This is a genomic window from Mesorhizobium sp. M6A.T.Cr.TU.014.01.1.1, assembly GCF_004022765.1.
Classification (GTDB): domain Bacteria; phylum Pseudomonadota; class Alphaproteobacteria; order Rhizobiales; family Rhizobiaceae; genus Mesorhizobium; species Mesorhizobium mediterraneum.
The window spans coordinates 22,840-39,659 of the sequence record NZ_RZPG01000004.1; the positions used below are offsets into that span (position 1 = coordinate 22,840).

Below are 16,820 nucleotides of genomic sequence, written 5' to 3' on the forward strand. Positions count from 1 at the left end.
TCAGGCGCGCTCGGCCAGCGCCGGCTCGCCGCGCTTTTCGCGGATGAGATTGACGAAGCGACGGAACAGATAGTGCGAATCCTGTGGGCCGGGCGAGGCTTCGGGATGATGCTGGACCGAGAAGACCGGCCTGCCTGTCAGAGTGATGCCGCAATTCGAGCCGTCGAACAGCGAGACATGGGTTTCTTCGACGCCGCTCGGCAACGAGTCGGCATCGACGGCAAAGCCGTGATTCATCGAGACGATCTCGACCTTGCCGGTGGTGTGATCCTTGACCGGATGGTTGGCGCCGTGATGGCCCTGATGCATTTTGGCGGTCTTGCCACCCAGCGCCAGCGCCAGCATCTGGTGGCCCAGGCAGATGCCGAAAACCGGGATGTCGGTCTTCAGCAGGTCCTGGATGACCGGAACGGCGTAGTCGCCGGTGGCTTCCGGATCACCGGGACCGTTGGAGAGAAAGATGCCGTCGGGCCGCATGGCGAGGATCTCCTCGGCGCCGGTGTTGGCCGGCACCACGGTGACCTTGGCGCCAAGACCGGCAAGCAGGCGCAATATGTTGCGCTTGACGCCGTAGTCGATAGCGACGACATGCATGGACGGATCGATCTGTTCGCCAAAGCCCTCGTCCCAGACCCAGGGCGTCTCGCGCCAGATCGAGGACTGGCCGGAAGTGACGTCTTTGGCCAGATCAAGCCCGATCAGGCCGGACCAGGCGGCGGCGCGGCGCTTCAGATCGTCGATGTCGAAGATGCCGTCGGGCGCGTGCGCGATGACGGCGTTGGGCATGCCCTTTTCACGGATCAGCGCGGTAAGCGCGCGGGTGTCGATGCCTGAAAGCGCTACGATGCCGCGTTTCTTCAGCCACTGGTCGAGACCAGCTGCGGCGCGATAGCTGGACGGGTTGGTGACGTCCGCCTTGAACACGGCGCCGACGGCGCCGGCGCGGGCAACCGGGTTGAGATCCTCGATGTCCTCGTCATTGGTGCCGATATTGCCGATATGCGGAAAGGTGAAGGTGACGATCTGGCCGGCATAGGACGGATCGGTGAGGATTTCCTGATAGCCTGTCAGCGCGGTGTTGAAGCAAACCTCGGCAACGGCGGAGCCGGTGGCGCCAAGACCGCGACCCTCAATGACGGTGCCGTCGGCCAGCACCAGCAAGGCGGTCGGCTTCTCGGTGGCCCAAGGGGGGGTCGACGCGGCGGTCATCGTTGCCATGGCGGCACTCCTAAAAGGCTGCGCCCTTCAATCGGTCCGGCGGACCACTCTGCGCAGCAAACCGCGCGCAGCGGCGATTTCGCAGCCAGCGCGCGCAACAAAAATTCAGCTCATGCAAGGCCCAGTACATAGGATAAGGCGCCAGAACGGTCAATGAGGCCATGCCGAACGGCATGGATTTATTTCATTGAACGATATCAGGCAGTTGCCGGTCAGTACCGAATTTGCCTTGGGCTTTGGGCAAGGGTATTGTCCGCGCCGGATCGAAGGAGAAAGCACCATGCGCGGCAAAATCGCCGAATCCCTGAAGAGCGCGATGAAGGCGCAGGACAAGCGCCGGCTGCCGACCTTGCGGCTGATCCAGGCGGCCATTCACGATCGCGACATCGCGAATCGCGGCGCCGGCAAGGAGCCGGCCAGCGATGACGAGATCCTGCAGATACTGGCCAAGATGGTGAAGCAGCGCGAGGAGTCGGCAAAGGCGTTCGACGACGGCAAGCGGCCGGAGCTTGCCGCGCAGGAGCGCGACGAGATGGCTATCATCCGCGATTTCCTGCCGACGCAACTGGGCCAGGCCGAGACCGAAACGGCGATCCGCGCCGCCATCGCCGAGACCGGCGCCAGCGGCGTCAAGGACATGGGCAAGGTGATGGCCGTGCTCAAGGAGAAATATGCCGGCCAGATGGATTTCTCCAAGGCGAGCGGCATGGTCAAGGGACTGCTGCAGTAGGGATTTTTCCCGCTGGAGCGATGCTCGTAAGGCCTTGAGGGAGGGGACCGCGAGGAGTGAGTCTGGCTGGATGCGGATGATCCTCAAGTGCTCTTCGATCTCTTCTGAGAGCGGGCGGTAGCTCGCACCGACATGTTCAGTGCCACGGCGGCGCGAATGAGCGCCTTCAATGCCTCTTCATCGATCTTGTCGCCCTCATGGAATATCGATGGCGCGTCTGGTGTTGCCTTCGAGGCTGGAGTTGAAGAGGCCTGCAGGGTCTTCCAGCGAGGCGCCCTTGGCGAAGGTCATCTTCACGACATTCTTGTACGTCTCACCGGTGCAGATTATTCCGGCGTGCTCCCACACCGGAACCCCTCTCCACTTCCACTCCTCGACCACTTCGGGGTCGGCCTGCTTGATGAGAGCTCGGACCCGAGCGAGCACCTCGCCCCGCCAATCGCTCAGCTCGTTGATTCTCGCATCTATCAACTGAGAGGGAGTGTTTTCTCCTTCCTTCGAGCCGCTCTTCTTCATGGCTGTTGTCGCTTTGGTCATGATTGTACTAGATCCCGGTGGTTTTGTGCAGGCTCGGCGTCTGGCGTCTCTCGACGGCATCGACGTGCAAGCCGTTTGCCATTCCGGCGCGAAACGCCTGGGCCTGATGCCAATTCCGGCGCCAAACTCTCAACGTCGAGCAGGAACCTTCCTCCCTCCGGACACGTTTTGCAACGAGGATCATCCGAAAATGGAGCTTCGATTTGGCAGCGCGTTTGTTGAACATTATCGGCGCCGCCACCAGCGCCGGCGCCTATTCGCCGGGGCAGGAACAAGCCCCCGCCGCCTTTCGGCGACATGGGCTTGCAGAGGCGCTCGTGAGCCGAGGCCGAACCATCAGGGATCATGGCGATGTTGCATCGTTCCGATGGCGACCGGATCCCTCGCAGCCGCAGGCTATGAACCTGGAGGCCGTGCGCCACGCCTGTGACTTGGTCGCAAGCAACGTGGCGACGGCGATCGCAGCGCAGGAAGACGTGCTTGTTTTAGGCGGGGATTGTACTGTGGAGCTGGGAACGGTCGCCGGAGCAAACGCAGCCGGCGCGCGGATTGGACTCGTCTACATAGACTTCGACGCCGATCTCAACACACCCGACACGAGCGACGGCGCCTTGGATTGGACGGGTGTCGCTCATCTGCTCAATATTTCGGGATGCGAGCCTTCGCTCGCTAGGCTCGGCCCAACCCGTCCGATGCTCGTGCCTCAGCAGCTCCTCTATTTCGGCGTCGAGAACATCACTCCGCCCGAAGCCGCGACGATCAGAGATAACGCGATCAAGGTTATATCGCGTGAGGAAGCTTTGAATGATATCGAGGCGGCGGCGCGCGCGGCCGAATGGGCGGCGCGCTTTGACTGCGTGCTGATCCACTTCGATGTCGATGTACTCTCCTTTGTCGATTTTCCAATTGCTGAGAATGTGCGCCGTTGCGACGGTCTCAAATTGGAGCAAGCCGCCTTCGTGCTAAAGCAGTTGGCCGCCCTGCCGCAATGGCGCGGTCTGACCATCACAGAGGTTAATCCGGCCCATGCGCCAGACGAGACCGCCGCGTTCGCACGCTTGAATGAGGTGCTTGCGGACGCCCTTGGCTAACTCGCATCTCACAGTCGTTCGCCGGGCAATTGGCTGGCTTGCTTCACCCAAGCGGCGAACTGAGCTTCGTCGAGTTGGTCCTCATAGACGTCGAGGTAGCGCACTTCCTTGTGCTTGGACTCGCCGGGAGGAACAGGGCGCAGCGACGTGCCCCGGAAGAAGGTCACTTTAACGTAGCGGGTAAAGACATGGAACGACAGAAACCAGCCTTGGCCCTCGATGCCGTAAAAAGGCGAGTTCCATTTGACTGCCTTGTGCACGCCGGGGACGGTGCGCACGATGATCGCGTCGAGGCGCCGCCCCACATCGCTTTTCCACCCCGGCATGGCCGCGATGTAGGCCTGCACGGGAGCATCGCCGTAGCCCTTCGGGATCTGAGGGTTGCCGCCCGAGAGGAGGGTCGGCTTCGTCGCGACCCGCTCGGCGGCCTTCGCCGACTTCTCAGACGTGTTGCCGGCCATTGTGTTCACTCCAGTGGTAGACCCATCGATGATGCTTGATTTTAGAAAGCCGCCCCTGAAGATCAACTTCCGAATCCTATCGATCTCTGCCCAAACCCATAAGCCCACAGGTTCTTCCCCACAGGCGGACATCGCGGAGGCGAACGGCACGGATGCCTGCCGGCGGCAAGCGGTCTATCCTTTTGCCAGGGAATCGACTTGGATGACTGGGGACGCCCAGCGGATCGGTCGCACGTCATGATCGAACTCGTCAAACCGGCGCTTGAACATCTGCCGTCCTACAAGGCCGCCCTTGAGCGCGGCTGGTCGCCGGACAATGTGCGGCTGATGGAGGCGGTGCGCGAGCAGCTTGCGGCCATCGAAAAGGATTCGGTGGCTTTCCTCGCCGGTTTCGACGACCCCGAGGCCAGGGCTGGTCCGATCACCTTGACCGATGGGACGAAAGTGCCACGCCTGCCGGGGTTCCGGCGCTGGATCTGGGACGGCGAAGTCGCTGGCTCGATCGGCTTTCGCTGGCAACGCGGCACCGCCGAGCTGCCGCCGCATGTGCTCGGCCATATCGGCTACGCGGTGGTGCCGTGGAAGCGGCGGCGCGGCTATGCGACCGAGGCGCTGCGGCTGATGCTCGGCGAGGCGAGGGCGCTCGGCCTGCCCTTCGTCGAGATCACCGCCAAGCCGGGTAATCTCGCCTCGCAGAAGGTGGTGCTGGTCAATGGCGGCCGGCTCGTCGGGCGTTTCTTCGAGGACGCTGCCTATGGCGGTGCCGAAAGCCTGCGCTACCGGATCGATTTGTAAAATCTGGTCCGCAGGTTTTCAGCCAACGCTGCCGCAGCGTTGGCAAGTCAACCTTACCTCATCCGTCAGCTGTCGAAATCCATCGACAATGCAATATCCCTCTGGGCTTCGAGTTCGGCGAGCCTGCCCTGGAGCGCGCTGCTGATCGAGGCATAGGCGGCGGCGCCGAACGTCAACCGCGGGGGAGCGAGGTTCTGTTGGACTGAGGCTACCATCGCTTCGACCATCTTCTGCGCATCGCCCTTTACCTCGAAGGAGCCTTCGGCAAAAGCCCCGCGCAGGTCACCGACCGGCGTATTCACATAGGCGCCCGTCGGCTTGGCACTAACCAAACCGGCCGCAAAGTTTGTCCGCGTCGGCCCGGGCTCGACGATCGTGAAGGCGATGCCAAACGGCGCAACCTCCTGCCGGACGGATTCGACAAAGCCTTCGATGCCCCATTTGGTGGCGTGATAGAGGCTGAAACCAGGATAAGCCATCTGTCCGCCTTCCGAGGAGATTTGCAGAATCCGGCCGCCGCCCTGTTTTCTTAGATGCGGGAGCACGGCGCGGATGAGCTGGATCGAGCCGATGAGGTTGGTATCGATCAGATGGCGGATCTGATCGTCGTCCAATTCTTCCGCCGCGCCAAACAGGCCATAGCCCGCATTGCTGACAATGACATCGATGCGGCCCAGATCGTGAAAAGCCTTGTCGATCGTCCGCCGCATTGCGCCGGTGTCGGTAACGTCAAGCGAGGCGATCCAAAGGCGATCGCCATAATCTGCCTTCAGGCCGGCAAGCGCCTCCGGCTTGCGCACAGTCGCGGCCACCCGGTCGCCGCGGGCCAGAAGCGTTTCCGTCAGGAGCCACCCGAAGCCGGAGGAAGTGCCAGTGATGAACCATGTCCTGGTTGCGGGAGAAATCTTGGTCATGGGAGAAGTCCTTATTCGCCAAGCCGCGTGATCGCGGCTATCTCCACGCAAGATATCCCTTCCAATTCATGGTACTATCCACCCAATCTTGCACGAGCTGATGAACATTTCCCATGAGTGGACCCGGGCTTCCCGAGCTGACCGCGCTTGCGGCAATTGTCTCCCACCGCAGCTTTCGCAAGGCGGCGGACGATCTCGGACTATCGCCCTCGACGCTCAGTCACATGATGCGGGCGTTAGAACGGGACATGGGCGTGCGCCTGCTCAATCGCACCACGCGCAGCGTGGCACCGACAGAGGCCGGCGCACGGCTCGTCGCGCGCCTGCAGCCGCTGTTGCGGGACATAGACGCGGCCCTTGCGGAGGTGGACAACTTCCGCAGCCTCCCAGCAGGTACGCTGCGGATCAATTCCAGCGAGATCGCAGCCCGAATGCTGCTTAAATCCACTGTGCCAGCTTTTCTTGCGCGCTACCCACAAGTTTCGCTCGACCTCGTTACCGAGGGAAGGCTGGTCGATATTGTAGCCGAAGGCTTCGACGCAGGCATCCGCCTTGGCGAGGCCGTGCCACAGGACATGGTTGCGGTACGCTTCGGTGGGGCGACGCGCTTCATTGCCGTCGCCTCGCCGACCTATCTCGCCACCCGCAAAATTCCTCGGGTGCCGGACGACCTGAGGAATCACACCTGCATCCGATTCCGCCTGCCGAGTGGCAAGCCCTACCGCTGGGAATTCGAGAAACACGGCCAGGAAATCTCCATCGATGTCCCGGGCGTGCTTACGCTCGACCATATGGAACTGATGGCTGAGGCAGCGGTCGGTGGTTTGGGTGTCGCTTATATCTCCGACAAATCTGCTCAATCTTACATCGAACAGGGAGCGCTCGTCAGTCTGTTGGAGGATTGGTGTCCGGCGATTCCCGGCCTATTCCTCTACTATCCCGGTCATCGCCTCGTGCCGCCGGCCCTGCGCGCCTTCATCGACGTGCTGAAAGAGACGAACTGACGAGGCACGTCTGTCGTCTACGAGGCGTGGCGCCGCCTATTCGGCTGCGGCCGGCAGAGGCGGTGTCGCACTGCTGCGCCACTCCTGGATATGCGAGGCAAATGCGACTACCACAGCGACCAGCATGGCCATGGCGCCAACCACCGGCAGGCTGCGATAGCCATAGCCGGCATTGAGCATGGCGGCGCCGAGCGAGGCGGCCAGCGCGATGCCGACATTGAAGCCGGCCGGGATGAGCGATGAGGCGAGGTTGGAGGCATCCGCCGTCCAGGTCAGGATACGGGTCTGGATCGGCGTGCCGATGGCAAAGCTGAGACCGCCCCAGATAATGATCGCCACCACCATCGGCACCGGGTACGGGCTGACGGCGTAAATGACGGCAAGTGTCACCGCCTGCATGAAAAGCATGGTGATGAGCGACGGCATTAGTTTCCAGTCGGCGAGCCGCCCGCCAAGAAAGACGCCGATCGTCGCGCCGACCCCGTTGAGCAGGAGCACCCAGGGCACCAGGTCCTCATCGAGGCCAGTGATTTCAAGCAGCGTCGGTGTGATGTAGGTGAACAGGCCGAACTGGCCGATCATCAGCATCAGCATGAGGATCAGCGATGTCCAGACCTGCTGGCGTGCGAGCACGCGTACCTCGCTGCCGAAGCTGACGGACTGGCGCGACGAACCCGTCTTGCGCGGCAGCAGGGCGGTGATTGCTGCGATGGATACCATGCCAAGCGCGCACATCACCCAGAACGTCGCGCGCCACCCCCAGACATTGCCGATCGCCGTGCCGGCCGGCACGCCGATGACATTGGAGACCGTCAGGCCCGACAGGATGAGCGCAACGGCCATTCCACGCTGGTCCTGGCGGACCAGGCCGACCGCCACCACCATCGCGACGCCGAAATAGGCGCCGTGCGCCACGGCCACCGCAATCCGAAACAGCAACATGGAGGCGAAGTCGGGTGCAAGTGCGCAGGCGGCCTGGCCGATGGTGAAGGCTGCGGCAAGGCCAAGCAGCAAGGCCTTGCGGGAAATCGCCTTGGTGGCGAGCGTCAGCAGCGGTCCGCCGATTGCGATGCCGCCGGCGTAGCCCGAGACAAGGTAGCCGGCAGTCGGGATGGAAACGCCAAGGCCATCCGCCACCTGCGGCAGCACACCGGCGATGACGAACTCGGTGGTGCCGAACGCGAATGCGGCGATGAACAGGGCGATGAGGGGAAGCATGGCGCGGGAAGGCGATCCTTGGATGGGACAGCCTCAAATCACGAACGAGAGCCGCCGGCAATCCAGAAATTGTCGACGCCGCTTTAGGTTTTCTTGATCGGGGGCGGTTGCGGCGGTTTTTCCTTCTCCCAACAACAAGGGGAGAGAGGAAACAGCGTCAACGCCTATCCGGCCTTCAGCCGCGAGCCGGTGAGCAGGCCGCGTTCCTCGAGCACGGGATAGGCCATCGAAGCGAGCAGCGAGTTGATCTGCTTCAAGTCGCGGATGGTGTCGAGATGGATGGAACTGGTCTCGACACTCTTGGCGGTGCCGTCGCGCAGCCGCACGAAATGGCTGGCGCTGGTCTCCTTCTCGCGGTCGCGCAGCCGGTCCTTTTCCAGCACCAGCTGGCGGGCGGTCTCGGGATCGCGCGAGACCAGCACGTTGAAGGCAAGCCGTGCGTTGGCGAGCACCGAAGCGTGGAAGGCGCTAAGCTCGCGCCAGCCCTCGGGCGTGAATTCCAGTCCGCGCTCGAGCTTCTTCCTGACATGCACCAGCATGTTGCGCACGATGATGTCGCCGACCTGTTCGAGCTTGACGCAGGCGCCGATCAGCTCCTGGCAACGCAGCGCCTCGTCTTCGCTCAGCGGGTTCTTGGTGACCTTGGCCAGATAGAGCTTTATCGCGGCGTGCTTCTTGTCGACGCGGTCGTCGAGCGCGGCCAGCGCCTTGATCTTGTCGGCGTCGGCACTCTCATAGAGCTCGATGATGCGCTTCAACATGATCTCGACCGTCTCGCAGACCCGCACCACTTCACGGGTGGCGTTGGCCAGCGCTTGGCTTGGCACGTCCAGGGCGCTGTCGTTGAGCGCGGACAGTTCGACGACGTCGAGCGCGTCGGCCGGCGCCGGTTTGGTGCCGAGCGCCACGATCTTTTCCGAAGCGCGGTAGACGAGACCGGCCAGGGGCAGGCCGGCAACCAGGATCAGGATGTTGAAGAGGATATGCGCGTTGACGATCTGGTCGGGCACGGTGGCGCCGAGAAAGGCAACCGGCGGCTTCGACCATAGGAACAGGATCAGCATGGCCAGAGAGCCCATGCCGCGCATCAGGAGATTGCCGATCGGAACGACACGCACACCCGGTTCCGCGTTGCGGGTGAGCAGCGGCGCGATGATCGACGAGCCGAGATTGACGCCGAGCACCAGCACGATGCCGAGTTCGGGCGGGATGAAGCCGCGGCCGGCCAGCGTCACCATCAGCAGGACGGCGGCGATCGAGGAATGGAACAGCCAGGTGACCAGCGCCGCCAGGAGATAGGCGGTGACCGGGTCGCCGGAGAAGTAGTCGACGATAACCGGCATCAGCGAACTCTGGCGCAGCGGCTCCGACGCCTGGCCGATCATTTCCAGCGACAACACCAGCAGGCCGATGCCGACCAGGATACGGCCGAACTGGCGCCAGTCGCGGCGCTCGGTGGCCATGAACATGACAGTCCCGGCGACAAGGCAGATCGGCACGAGCAGCGACAGATCGAAGGTGAGCAGCTTGACCACCAGCGCCGAGCCGATCTCGGCGCCGCGCACGGCAAGCTGGCCCGACATGCCGCTGACGATGCCGGCGCCGGCGAAGGAGCCGACCAGCAAGGTGACGGCGGTGGAGCTTTGCAGCGCGATCGCCAAGCCGCAGCCGGCCAGAACCGCCATGAAAGGATTGCGCATGGTGGCGCGCAGCTTGTGGCGCAGCAGATCGCCATAGGCGCGCTCGACACCTGTCTTCACCAGGCGGGTGGCAAACAGCATCAGCGCCACCGCGCCGGCAAGATGCAGCAAAACGACGGAGCCGCTCATATCAGGCTCGCAATCCGACGCGCCAGCGATGCGGGCATCGTGATGGCAAAGGGGCAAAAGAGGGTGCGAATCAAGGACATTGCAAGGGTTGATACTACTCCGATTACTTTTAGCCGGATAATAAATTTTGCCCAATTCGGGTGGCTGTTGGCGCGCGACAGGGCGTGTCGGAAATGGATGGATCGCAAAATGGTTGCATTGCCGGCCGGCTTGCGGACGGCCGCGCGGTCAAGAGCAGGCGACACCTTCAGATCCAGTTTGAGCAGGGTGTTGAATTAGGTAGTCTAAATATAAGAAATCATTACGAAAACGTAATCTGAACGTTCAGTTCCGGTTCATTCTTCGGGCTCTATTCCTCAGGCATCGACAACCAAGGAGTACCCGTCATGAAACGCATCGTTCTTTCCGCAGTCGCCCTCTCGATGCTGGCTGCCACGTCGCTGCAGGGCCAGGCAGCGCCGCTGAACACGCCGAATGCACCGCAGTCGACCTACAGCCAGGTTGACTGGCAGAAGCCCGGCAAGCATGTCGACGTGAAGAAGCGCGTCGTGGTGAAGAAGAAAGTCGTCGTAAAGAGGAACCATTGGCGCAACGGCCAGAAATATTCCAGCTGGAAGCGCCACCAGCCGATCCGCGACTATCGCCACTATGGCCTGCGTCGTCCGGGCCGTGGCCAGGAATGGATCCGCGTCGGCAACGACTATCTGTTGGTCAGCGTCGTCTCCGGCATCATCTTCGGCGCGATCGCCACGCATTAACCGTCAAAAGGTCGACCGGCACTACGCCGGAATGGGAAAGAAGGCGGCCCGCAGAGGCCGCCTTCTTTGTGCCCTGTGAAAACCGGGTATGGTTGCGCATTAGGAGTCGTCGGGTTTCGCCGGCGTGATTATATGGAGGCCAAACGAGCCGTTCCCGATGCGCTTTCCACCTGCCTTCCTCGACGAGATACGCGACCGCGTGCCGATTTCATCGGTGATCGGCCAGCGCGTTGCGTGGGACAGGAAGAAGACCAACGCGCCGCGCGGCGATTATTGGGCGTGCTGTCCGTTTCATGGCGAGAAGAGCCCGTCCTTCCATTGCGAGGACAAGAAGGGCCGCTACCATTGCTTCGGCTGCTCGGTTTCGGGCGACCATTTCAAGTTCCTGACCGAACTCGACGGGATGAGCTTTCCCGAAGCGGTCGAGAAGATCGCCGACATGGCCGGCGTGCCGATGCCGGTTCGCGATGCCCAGGAGGAACGGCGCGAAAAGGAACGCGCCAGCCTGACCGATGTCATGGAGATGGCGACCGCCTTCTTCCAGGAGCGGCTGCAGGGCGCGGAAGGCGCAAAAGCCCGCGCCTATCTGCGCGACCGAGGGCTGACGCCGGCGACGCAGCAATCGTTCCGGCTCGGCTATGCGCCTGACAGCCGCAACGCGCTGAAGGAGCATCTTGCCGCCAAGGGCGTGCCCAAAGCCGACATCGAGGCATGCGGGCTGGTGCGCCATGGCGACGACGTTCCGGTTTCCTACGACTGGTTCCGCGACCGCATCATGTTCCCGATCCCGGATTCCAGAGGCAAGATAATCGCCTTTGGCGGGCGGGCGCTGGCAGCCGATGCGCTCGCCAAATACATGAATTCGCCCGACACCGAGCTCTTCCACAAGGGCAATGTGCTCTACAATTTCGCCCGTGCGCGCCAAGCGCTGGCAAAGGGGGCGCTGGCCAAGGGCGGCACGGTCATCGCCGTCGAAGGTTATATGGACGTGATCGCGTTGGCGCAGGCCGGTTTCGAAAATGTCGTGGCGCCGCTCGGCACCGCTTTGACCGAAAACCAGCTCGAGCTCCTGTGGCGCATGGCCGGCGAGCCGGTGCTGTGCTTCGACGGCGACCAGGCCGGACTGAAGGCGGCATGGCGCGCCGCCGATATGGCGCTGCCGGCGGTTCAGGCAGGCCGCTCGGTGCGCTTTGCTCTTCTACCCGAAGGCAAGGACCCCGACGATCTGGTCAAGGCCGATGGGCCGGACGCGTTTCGCGCGGTGCTTTCCGAGGCGCGGCCGCTCGCCGACCTTTTGTGGGTGCGCGAAACGGCCGGCGGCATCTTCGACACGCCGGAGCGGCGGGCGGAACTGGAAAAGACGCTGCGCGAACTGACCAGCCGCATCCGCGACGAGAGCTTGCGCTATCACTACCAACAGGAAATGCGCGAGCGGGTGCTAAGCTTTTTTGGTGCCCAGCGCGGGCGCCAAGAGCGTCGTCAAGATGGGCGTCAAGGTGGGCGGCCCGGCGAGCGCTTTCAGGGCAAGGGCTCAGCTCCTGGCGGACAGTTCGCACGCGGCGGCGGTGGACGTACCGCGATCACCGAAAGCCTCGGCCGTTCGGCGCTGGTCAAGCGCAGCAGCGAGGGAATGTCGGTGCGCGAGGCGACGATCATTGCAGCTCTTGTTAATCATCCGGCGTTGATCGACGAGAATTTCGCCCATGTCGAGTTCCTCGACCTCGCCAACACCGATCTGAAGCGATTGCACGCGGCCATTCTCGACGCGATGGCCCATGACATGGCCAACGACCGCAACGCGGTGATCGCGACGATCGAACGGGCCGGCTGCGGCGAAATCTGGGCGCGCGCGGTGGCGCTGATCAAGCGGGCGCGGCAATGGCCGGCGCTAGAAACCGCCGGACTTGACGATGCCCGCGATGCCTTCAGCCAGGCCCTCCACTTGCAGCGCAGCGCGCGCACCTTACATAAGGAGCTGAAACAGGCGGAAGCGGCGCTCGCCAGCGATCCCACGGACGAAAACTACCGGCATCTCATCGAGATCCAGGCGCAATTTCGTGACGTGCAAGCAACGGAAGCGCTGATCGAAGGGTTCGGTGTGTCCTCGGGCAGGGCCGGGCGGGCGTAGGTCGAAGCTTACGAAAGAGTGAAAGTGCAGGACCGTGCTTGCGCGTCGAATCAGCCGCGGCGCTTTAAGTCGGGTAATTGATTCGCTTTTTTCATGCGAATCATGCGAGAGGCGCTTGACCTTCTGGCAGAATGACGGAATCAGGACGATTCGAAACGTTAACCCGCGCCGGCGTCGACGGGAAGTGCAGCGATGTGAGGTACCGGTCACTGGACAGGCATTCGGCCTGCCACAGATACCAGGGTTAATCTGGACTTAACGAGAGATGCAGTTACTGGCCCGGGGAAGCGCGTTCTAGAGCGAGCGCATCTGATTTAACCGGAACGGCAGCTTACGCGGCTTGATACTCGGCCGCTTGGAGAAAATAAAGAATGGCGACAAAAGAAAAGGAAGAGGTCGAGACCGAACGCGAAGGCGCCACCGATGGCCCTCTGCTCGACCTTTCCGACGATGCTGTCAAGAAGATGATAAAGGCCGCCAAGAAGCGCGGCTATGTCACCATGGACGAACTGAATTCGGTGCTGCCCTCGGAGGAAGTGACCTCCGAGCAGATCGAGGACACGATGGCCATGCTCTCCGACATGGGCATCAACGTGGTCGAGGACGACGAGCAGGGCGAGGAGCCCGAAGCCGCCGATGCGGCTGCCGACGCCGAGGAAGACGCCAACGAGCTGGCCGAGCAGACCGGCACCGCCGTTGCCGCGACGACCACCAAGAAAGAGCCGACCGATCGCACCGACGATCCGGTTCGCATGTATCTGCGCGAGATGGGCTCGGTCGAGCTTCTGTCGCGCGAGGGCGAAATCGCGATCGCCAAACGCATCGAGGCCGGCCGCGAGACGATGATCGCGGGCCTGTGCGAAAGCCCGCTGACGTTCCAGGCCATCATCATCTGGCGTGACGAGCTCAATGAATCGAAGATTCTGTTGCGCGAGATCATCGACCTCGAAGCGACCTATGCCGGGCCGGAGGCCAAGCAGGCGCCGGTGGTCGAGCGGATCGAGGAAGCCAAGACCGAGGAAAAGCCGCGCCGTTCACGCGAGGACGAGGACGACATCACCAATGTCGGCGCCGACACGCGCGGTCTGACTGATGACGACGAGGAAGACGAGGACGAGGCCAGCCTGTCGCTGGCGGCGATGGAAGCGGAACTGCGCCCGCAGGTGATGGAGACGCTCGACGTCATCGCCGACACCTATAAGAAGTTGCGCAAGCTGCAGGACCAGCAGGTCGAGAACCGGCTGGCCGCAGCCGGCACGCTGTCGCCCAGCCAGGACCGCCGGCTGAAGGAGCTGAAGGACCAGCTGATCAAGGCGGTGAAGTCGCTATCCCTAAACACGGCGCGCATCGAGGCGCTGGTCGAGCAGCTCTACGACATCAACAAGCGCCTGGTGCAGAATGAAGGCAAGCTGTTGCGGCTGGCCGAAAGCTATGGCGTGCGCCGCGAGGAATTCCTGAAGGAGTATCAGGGCTCGGAACTCGATCCGAACTGGACGCGCTCGATCGGCAATCTGACCTCGCGCGGCTGGAAGGAATTCACCAAGAACGAGAAGGATGCGATCCGCGACCTGCGCGCCGAGATCCAGAACCTCGCCACCGAAACGGCGATCTCGATCCTCGAGTTCCGCAAGATCGTCAACCAGGTGCAGAAGGGCGAGCGCGAAGCCGCGATCGCCAAGAAGGAAATGGTGGAGGCCAATCTGCGCCTCGTCATTTCCATCGCCAAGAAATACACCAATCGCGGCCTGCAGTTCCTCGATCTGATCCAGGAAGGCAATATCGGCCTGATGAAGGCGGTCGACAAATTCGAATACCGCCGCGGTTACAAGTTCTCGACCTACGCGACTTGGTGGATCCGGCAGGCGATCACCCGCTCGATCGCCGACCAGGCGCGCACCATCCGCATTCCGGTGCACATGATCGAGACGATCAACAAGATCGTGCGCACCTCGCGCCAGATGCTGCACGAGATCGGCCGCGAGCCGACGCCGGAGGAATTGGCAGAAAAGCTCGCCATGCCGCTGGAAAAAGTGCGCAAGGTGCTGAAGATCGCCAAGGAGCCGATCTCGCTCGAAACGCCGGTAGGCGACGAGGAGGATTCGCATCTCGGCGACTTCATCGAAGACAAGATGGCGATCCTGCCGATCGACGCTGCGATCCAGGCCAATCTGCGCGAAACGACGACGCGGGTGCTTGCTTCGCTCACCCCGCGCGAAGAGCGCGTGCTCAGAATGCGTTTCGGCATCGGCATGAACACCGACCACACGCTGGAGGAAGTCGGCCAGCAGTTCTCGGTGACCCGCGAGCGCATCCGCCAGATCGAAGCCAAGGCGCTGCGCAAGCTCAAGCACCCGAGCCGCTCGCGCAAGCTGCGGAGCTTCCTCGACAGCTGATGCCGGGGTACCGGATAAGCAATTTGAAGGGCGCTGCGGCGCCCTTTTTCGTTCGCGGCACAGAGATTGTCTCGCAGACGGTGCGGTTGTTCTTGCGGCACACCTGCTGTGGGAGGATAATCTGGTGTCGGATGCATTTTCTGGGCGACAAACCCGGATGCCCGCCCCGGCAGTGACGCCGTGCTCCGAGGCCCCGGAGGGAGGTGTGCATGACAAACTACATCGTGCTGATCAACTGGACGGAGCAGGGCGCCAAAAATGTGCGCGAGTCGCCGAAGCGGCTCGATGCCGCCAAGAAGCTGCTGGGAGACATGGGCGGCTCGTTCAGGGCGTTTTATCTCACCATGGGCGAATGCGATATGGTGGCGATCGTCGAAGCGCCCGACGACGCGGTGCTCGCTCGTTTCTCGCTGATGCTGGCGTCAGGCGGTAACGTGAGGACGCGGACGCTCAAGGCTTTCCCGGAATTGGCCTATCGCGAGATCATCGCCTCGCTCGGGTGAGACGCTGCGCGGCTACAGACCCGCGCAAGGCCGAGTTCCTGATATCGGAAGGTCGGGCGCCGCTTGACGGCGCCCGATCCGCCGATCATGAGGAAGAATGCTGCTTTCGCTCGAAAAGAACTTCATTTTCATCCATATCCCGAAGACGGCCGGGACCTCGCTCACCCGTGCGCTAAGTCCGTGGAGCTTGAGACCGCAGCGAACGCAGTGGCGTCGCCTGCTGTCACATCTTCCCGTGCGCGAAACGCCTCAAAATGCGTTCCTCAGGCAGCATGACAAAGCAAGCTGGGTGAAGCACAAGCTGCCGGCGGAGATCTATGATAGCGCCTACAAATTCGCCGTCGTGCGCAACCCTTTCGAACTTGCGGTCTCGACTTATTATTTCCGCCGCGACTATCTCTCCGGTCGGCGCTGGCACAGAGCCAGGGTCTTGGATTTCAAGGCTTTCCTGCGCTATCTCGAACGCAAGAACCGGCTTGTGCGGGTGGACCAGACGAGCTGGATTTCGGACAGGCACGGAAACCTCATCATCGACGAGATTTTGCGGTTTGAAACACTGGCCGAGCAATTTAATGCGCTGGTCGAACGACTTGATCTGCCGGGCGAGGTGAAGCTTCCCCGGTCAAACGTCAATACACCTTACGATTATCGCGCGGTCTACGATGACGAGGCGAAAAGCATCGTGCGACGGCTCTATTTCAGGGATTTCGAGCGCTTCGGCTACAAATTCTGACTTTTCAGACCGCAATTCGTCGGCAAGATGCCGCGTCGCGGCCAGGCTGGTCCGAACCGTTGCGGGGCAAGGACATTTCCCGGATAGTCAGCGCAGCCCTTCAGGTCGCTAAACACATGCCCAAGCCTCTGCTGACCATCTGGTACAACACCCGTTGTCCGGTTTGCGATGCCGGCATCGTCAGGCAGAAGCGGCGGCTGGTCGAGGCGATCAAGGCCGGGCGGATAGCGTTTCGCGACATCAATGCCGAGCCGTCGGCGCTGGCCGGATACGGCGTGTCGCTGGAGGACATCCGCCGCCGGCTGCATGCAACCGATGCGGACGGCAAACTGCTGGTCGGCGCCGACGTCGCAATTGCCGTCTGGCTGGCAACACCGGGCGAGGGCTGGCTGGCGGCGATGTTCGGCAACCGCGTCGCGCTGCCGTTGACGCGCTATGCCTATGATCGCTTCGCCGATCTTCTCTATGCCTGGAACCGGCGCAAGGGCCGCTGGTAAGCGGTATTCAT

Annotated in this window: 15 protein-coding genes and 1 pseudogene; 10 read left to right on the forward strand and 6 right to left on the reverse strand. The window is 62.4% G+C overall.

Annotation, left to right across the window (positions count from 1 at the left end; all coding sequences use genetic code 11):
- Entirely contained in the window at window positions 1-1,218 is a 1,218-nt protein-coding gene (gene carA / locus EN885_RS06790) for a glutamine-hydrolyzing carbamoyl-phosphate synthase small subunit (RefSeq protein WP_128243289.1), read from the reverse strand.
- Window positions 1,219-1,498: 280 nt separating this feature from the next.
- On the opposite strand from carA, the gene EN885_RS06795 reads away from it, so the two are divergent.
- Entirely contained in the window at window positions 1,499-1,948 is a 450-nt protein-coding gene (locus EN885_RS06795) for a GatB/YqeY domain-containing protein (protein WP_128243290.1), read from the forward strand.
- 83 nt (window positions 1,949-2,031) lie between these two features.
- Here EN885_RS06795 and EN885_RS06800 read toward each other — a convergent pair.
- Window positions 2,032-2,485, reverse strand: a pseudogene (locus EN885_RS06800) (DUF1801 domain-containing protein).
- Between the two features lie 203 nt (window positions 2,486-2,688).
- Between EN885_RS06800 and EN885_RS06805 the strand changes: the two are divergent.
- Window positions 2,689-3,576, forward strand: a complete 888-nt coding sequence (locus tag EN885_RS06805) for an arginase family protein (protein ID WP_164897795.1) — start codon at window positions 2,689-2,691, stop codon at window positions 3,574-3,576.
- A gap of 8 nt (window positions 3,577-3,584) precedes the next feature.
- Here the strand turns inward: EN885_RS06805 and EN885_RS06810 are convergent, their stop codons facing one another.
- On the reverse strand, window positions 3,585-4,037 hold the full coding sequence (locus EN885_RS06810; protein ID WP_127292111.1) for a DUF1801 domain-containing protein: 453 nt from the start codon (window positions 4,035-4,037) through the stop codon (window positions 3,585-3,587).
- A gap of 237 nt (window positions 4,038-4,274) precedes the next feature.
- On the opposite strand from EN885_RS06810, the gene EN885_RS06815 reads away from it, so the two are divergent.
- Window positions 4,275-4,832, forward strand: a complete 558-nt coding sequence (locus EN885_RS06815) for a GNAT family N-acetyltransferase (protein ID WP_128243292.1) — start codon at window positions 4,275-4,277, stop codon at window positions 4,830-4,832.
- Between the two features lie 65 nt (window positions 4,833-4,897).
- On the opposite strand, the gene EN885_RS06820 is transcribed toward EN885_RS06815, so the two are convergent.
- A complete protein-coding gene (locus EN885_RS06820) occupies window positions 4,898-5,746 on the reverse strand; it encodes an SDR family oxidoreductase (protein WP_128243293.1) in 849 nt (282 codons plus the stop codon).
- 113 nt (window positions 5,747-5,859) lie between these two features.
- Here EN885_RS06820 and EN885_RS06825 point away from each other — a divergent pair, with 113 nt between their 5' ends.
- Entirely contained in the window at window positions 5,860-6,750 is an 891-nt protein-coding gene (locus EN885_RS06825) for a LysR family transcriptional regulator (RefSeq protein ID WP_128243294.1), read from the forward strand.
- 36 nt (window positions 6,751-6,786) lie between these two features.
- On the opposite strand, the gene EN885_RS06830 is transcribed toward EN885_RS06825, so the two are convergent.
- Both EN885_RS06830 and EN885_RS06835 read right to left on the reverse strand, forming a co-directional pair.
- Window positions 6,787-7,968: an MFS transporter gene (locus EN885_RS06830; RefSeq protein WP_128243295.1), complete on the reverse strand. Its 1,182-nt coding sequence runs from the start codon at window positions 7,966-7,968 to the stop codon at window positions 6,787-6,789.
- Window positions 7,969-8,132: 164 nt separating this feature from the next.
- Window positions 8,133-9,797: a Na/Pi cotransporter family protein gene (locus EN885_RS06835; protein ID WP_126105359.1), complete on the reverse strand. Its 1,665-nt coding sequence runs from the start codon at window positions 9,795-9,797 to the stop codon at window positions 8,133-8,135.
- A 386-nt stretch (window positions 9,798-10,183) separates the two neighbouring features.
- Here EN885_RS06835 and EN885_RS06840 point away from each other — a divergent pair, with 386 nt between their 5' ends.
- From EN885_RS06840 to EN885_RS06865, 6 genes are all read left to right on the forward strand, one after another.
- Window positions 10,184-10,555, forward strand: a complete 372-nt coding sequence (locus tag EN885_RS06840; protein WP_126105360.1) for an RcnB family protein — start codon at window positions 10,184-10,186, stop codon at window positions 10,553-10,555.
- A gap of 157 nt (window positions 10,556-10,712) precedes the next feature.
- Window positions 10,713-12,683, forward strand: coding sequence for a DNA primase (dnaG, locus tag EN885_RS06845; protein ID WP_128243296.1), 1,971 nt, complete (start codon window positions 10,713-10,715; stop codon window positions 12,681-12,683).
- 371 nt (window positions 12,684-13,054) lie between these two features.
- Complete coding sequence (gene rpoD, locus EN885_RS06850; protein WP_095488943.1) at window positions 13,055-15,076, forward strand: RNA polymerase sigma factor RpoD; 2,022 nt, start codon at window positions 13,055-13,057, stop codon at window positions 15,074-15,076.
- A gap of 209 nt (window positions 15,077-15,285) precedes the next feature.
- A complete protein-coding gene (locus EN885_RS06855) occupies window positions 15,286-15,579 on the forward strand; it encodes a GYD domain-containing protein (RefSeq protein WP_095488944.1) in 294 nt (97 codons plus the stop codon).
- Between the two features lie 97 nt (window positions 15,580-15,676).
- Window positions 15,677-16,312 carry a sulfotransferase family 2 domain-containing protein gene (locus tag EN885_RS06860; RefSeq protein WP_095488945.1) on the forward strand — a complete coding sequence of 212 codons (636 nt, stop codon included), beginning with the start codon at window positions 15,677-15,679 and terminating at the stop codon, window positions 16,310-16,312.
- 116 nt (window positions 16,313-16,428) lie between these two features.
- Complete coding sequence (locus EN885_RS06865; protein WP_206616810.1) at window positions 16,429-16,809, forward strand: DCC1-like thiol-disulfide oxidoreductase family protein; 381 nt, start codon at window positions 16,429-16,431, stop codon at window positions 16,807-16,809.
- The last annotated feature ends 11 nt before the right edge of the window (window positions 16,810-16,820 follow it).

Bases quoted from the DNA above. Each gene is read 5' to 3' on its own strand.
- carA (WP_128243289.1), bottom strand. From the start codon at position 1,218: ATGGCAACGATGACCGCCGCGTCGACCCCCCCTTGGGCCACCGAGAAG.
- EN885_RS06795 (WP_128243290.1), top strand. From the start codon at position 1,499: ATGCGCGGCAAAATCGCCGAATCCCTGAAGAGCGCGATGAAGGCGCAG.
- EN885_RS06810 (WP_127292111.1), bottom strand. From the start codon at position 4,037: ATGGCCGGCAACACGTCTGAGAAGTCGGCGAAGGCCGCCGAGCGGGTC.
- EN885_RS06815 (WP_128243292.1), top strand. From the start codon at position 4,275: ATGATCGAACTCGTCAAACCGGCGCTTGAACATCTGCCGTCCTACAAG.
- EN885_RS06820 (WP_128243293.1), bottom strand. From the start codon at position 5,746: ATGACCAAGATTTCTCCCGCAACCAGGACATGGTTCATCACTGGCACT.
- EN885_RS06825 (WP_128243294.1), top strand. From the start codon at position 5,860: ATGAGTGGACCCGGGCTTCCCGAGCTGACCGCGCTTGCGGCAATTGTC.
- EN885_RS06830 (WP_128243295.1), bottom strand. From the start codon at position 7,968: ATGCTTCCCCTCATCGCCCTGTTCATCGCCGCATTCGCGTTCGGCACC.
- EN885_RS06835 (WP_126105359.1), bottom strand. From the start codon at position 9,797: ATGAGCGGCTCCGTCGTTTTGCTGCATCTTGCCGGCGCGGTGGCGCTG.
- EN885_RS06840 (WP_126105360.1), top strand. From the start codon at position 10,184: ATGAAACGCATCGTTCTTTCCGCAGTCGCCCTCTCGATGCTGGCTGCC.
- dnaG (WP_128243296.1), top strand. From the start codon at position 10,713: ATGCGCTTTCCACCTGCCTTCCTCGACGAGATACGCGACCGCGTGCCG.
- rpoD (WP_095488943.1), top strand. From the start codon at position 13,055: ATGGCGACAAAAGAAAAGGAAGAGGTCGAGACCGAACGCGAAGGCGCC.
- EN885_RS06855 (WP_095488944.1), top strand. From the start codon at position 15,286: ATGACAAACTACATCGTGCTGATCAACTGGACGGAGCAGGGCGCCAAA.
- EN885_RS06860 (WP_095488945.1), top strand. From the start codon at position 15,677: ATGCTGCTTTCGCTCGAAAAGAACTTCATTTTCATCCATATCCCGAAG.
- EN885_RS06865 (WP_206616810.1), top strand. From the start codon at position 16,429: ATGCCCAAGCCTCTGCTGACCATCTGGTACAACACCCGTTGTCCGGTT.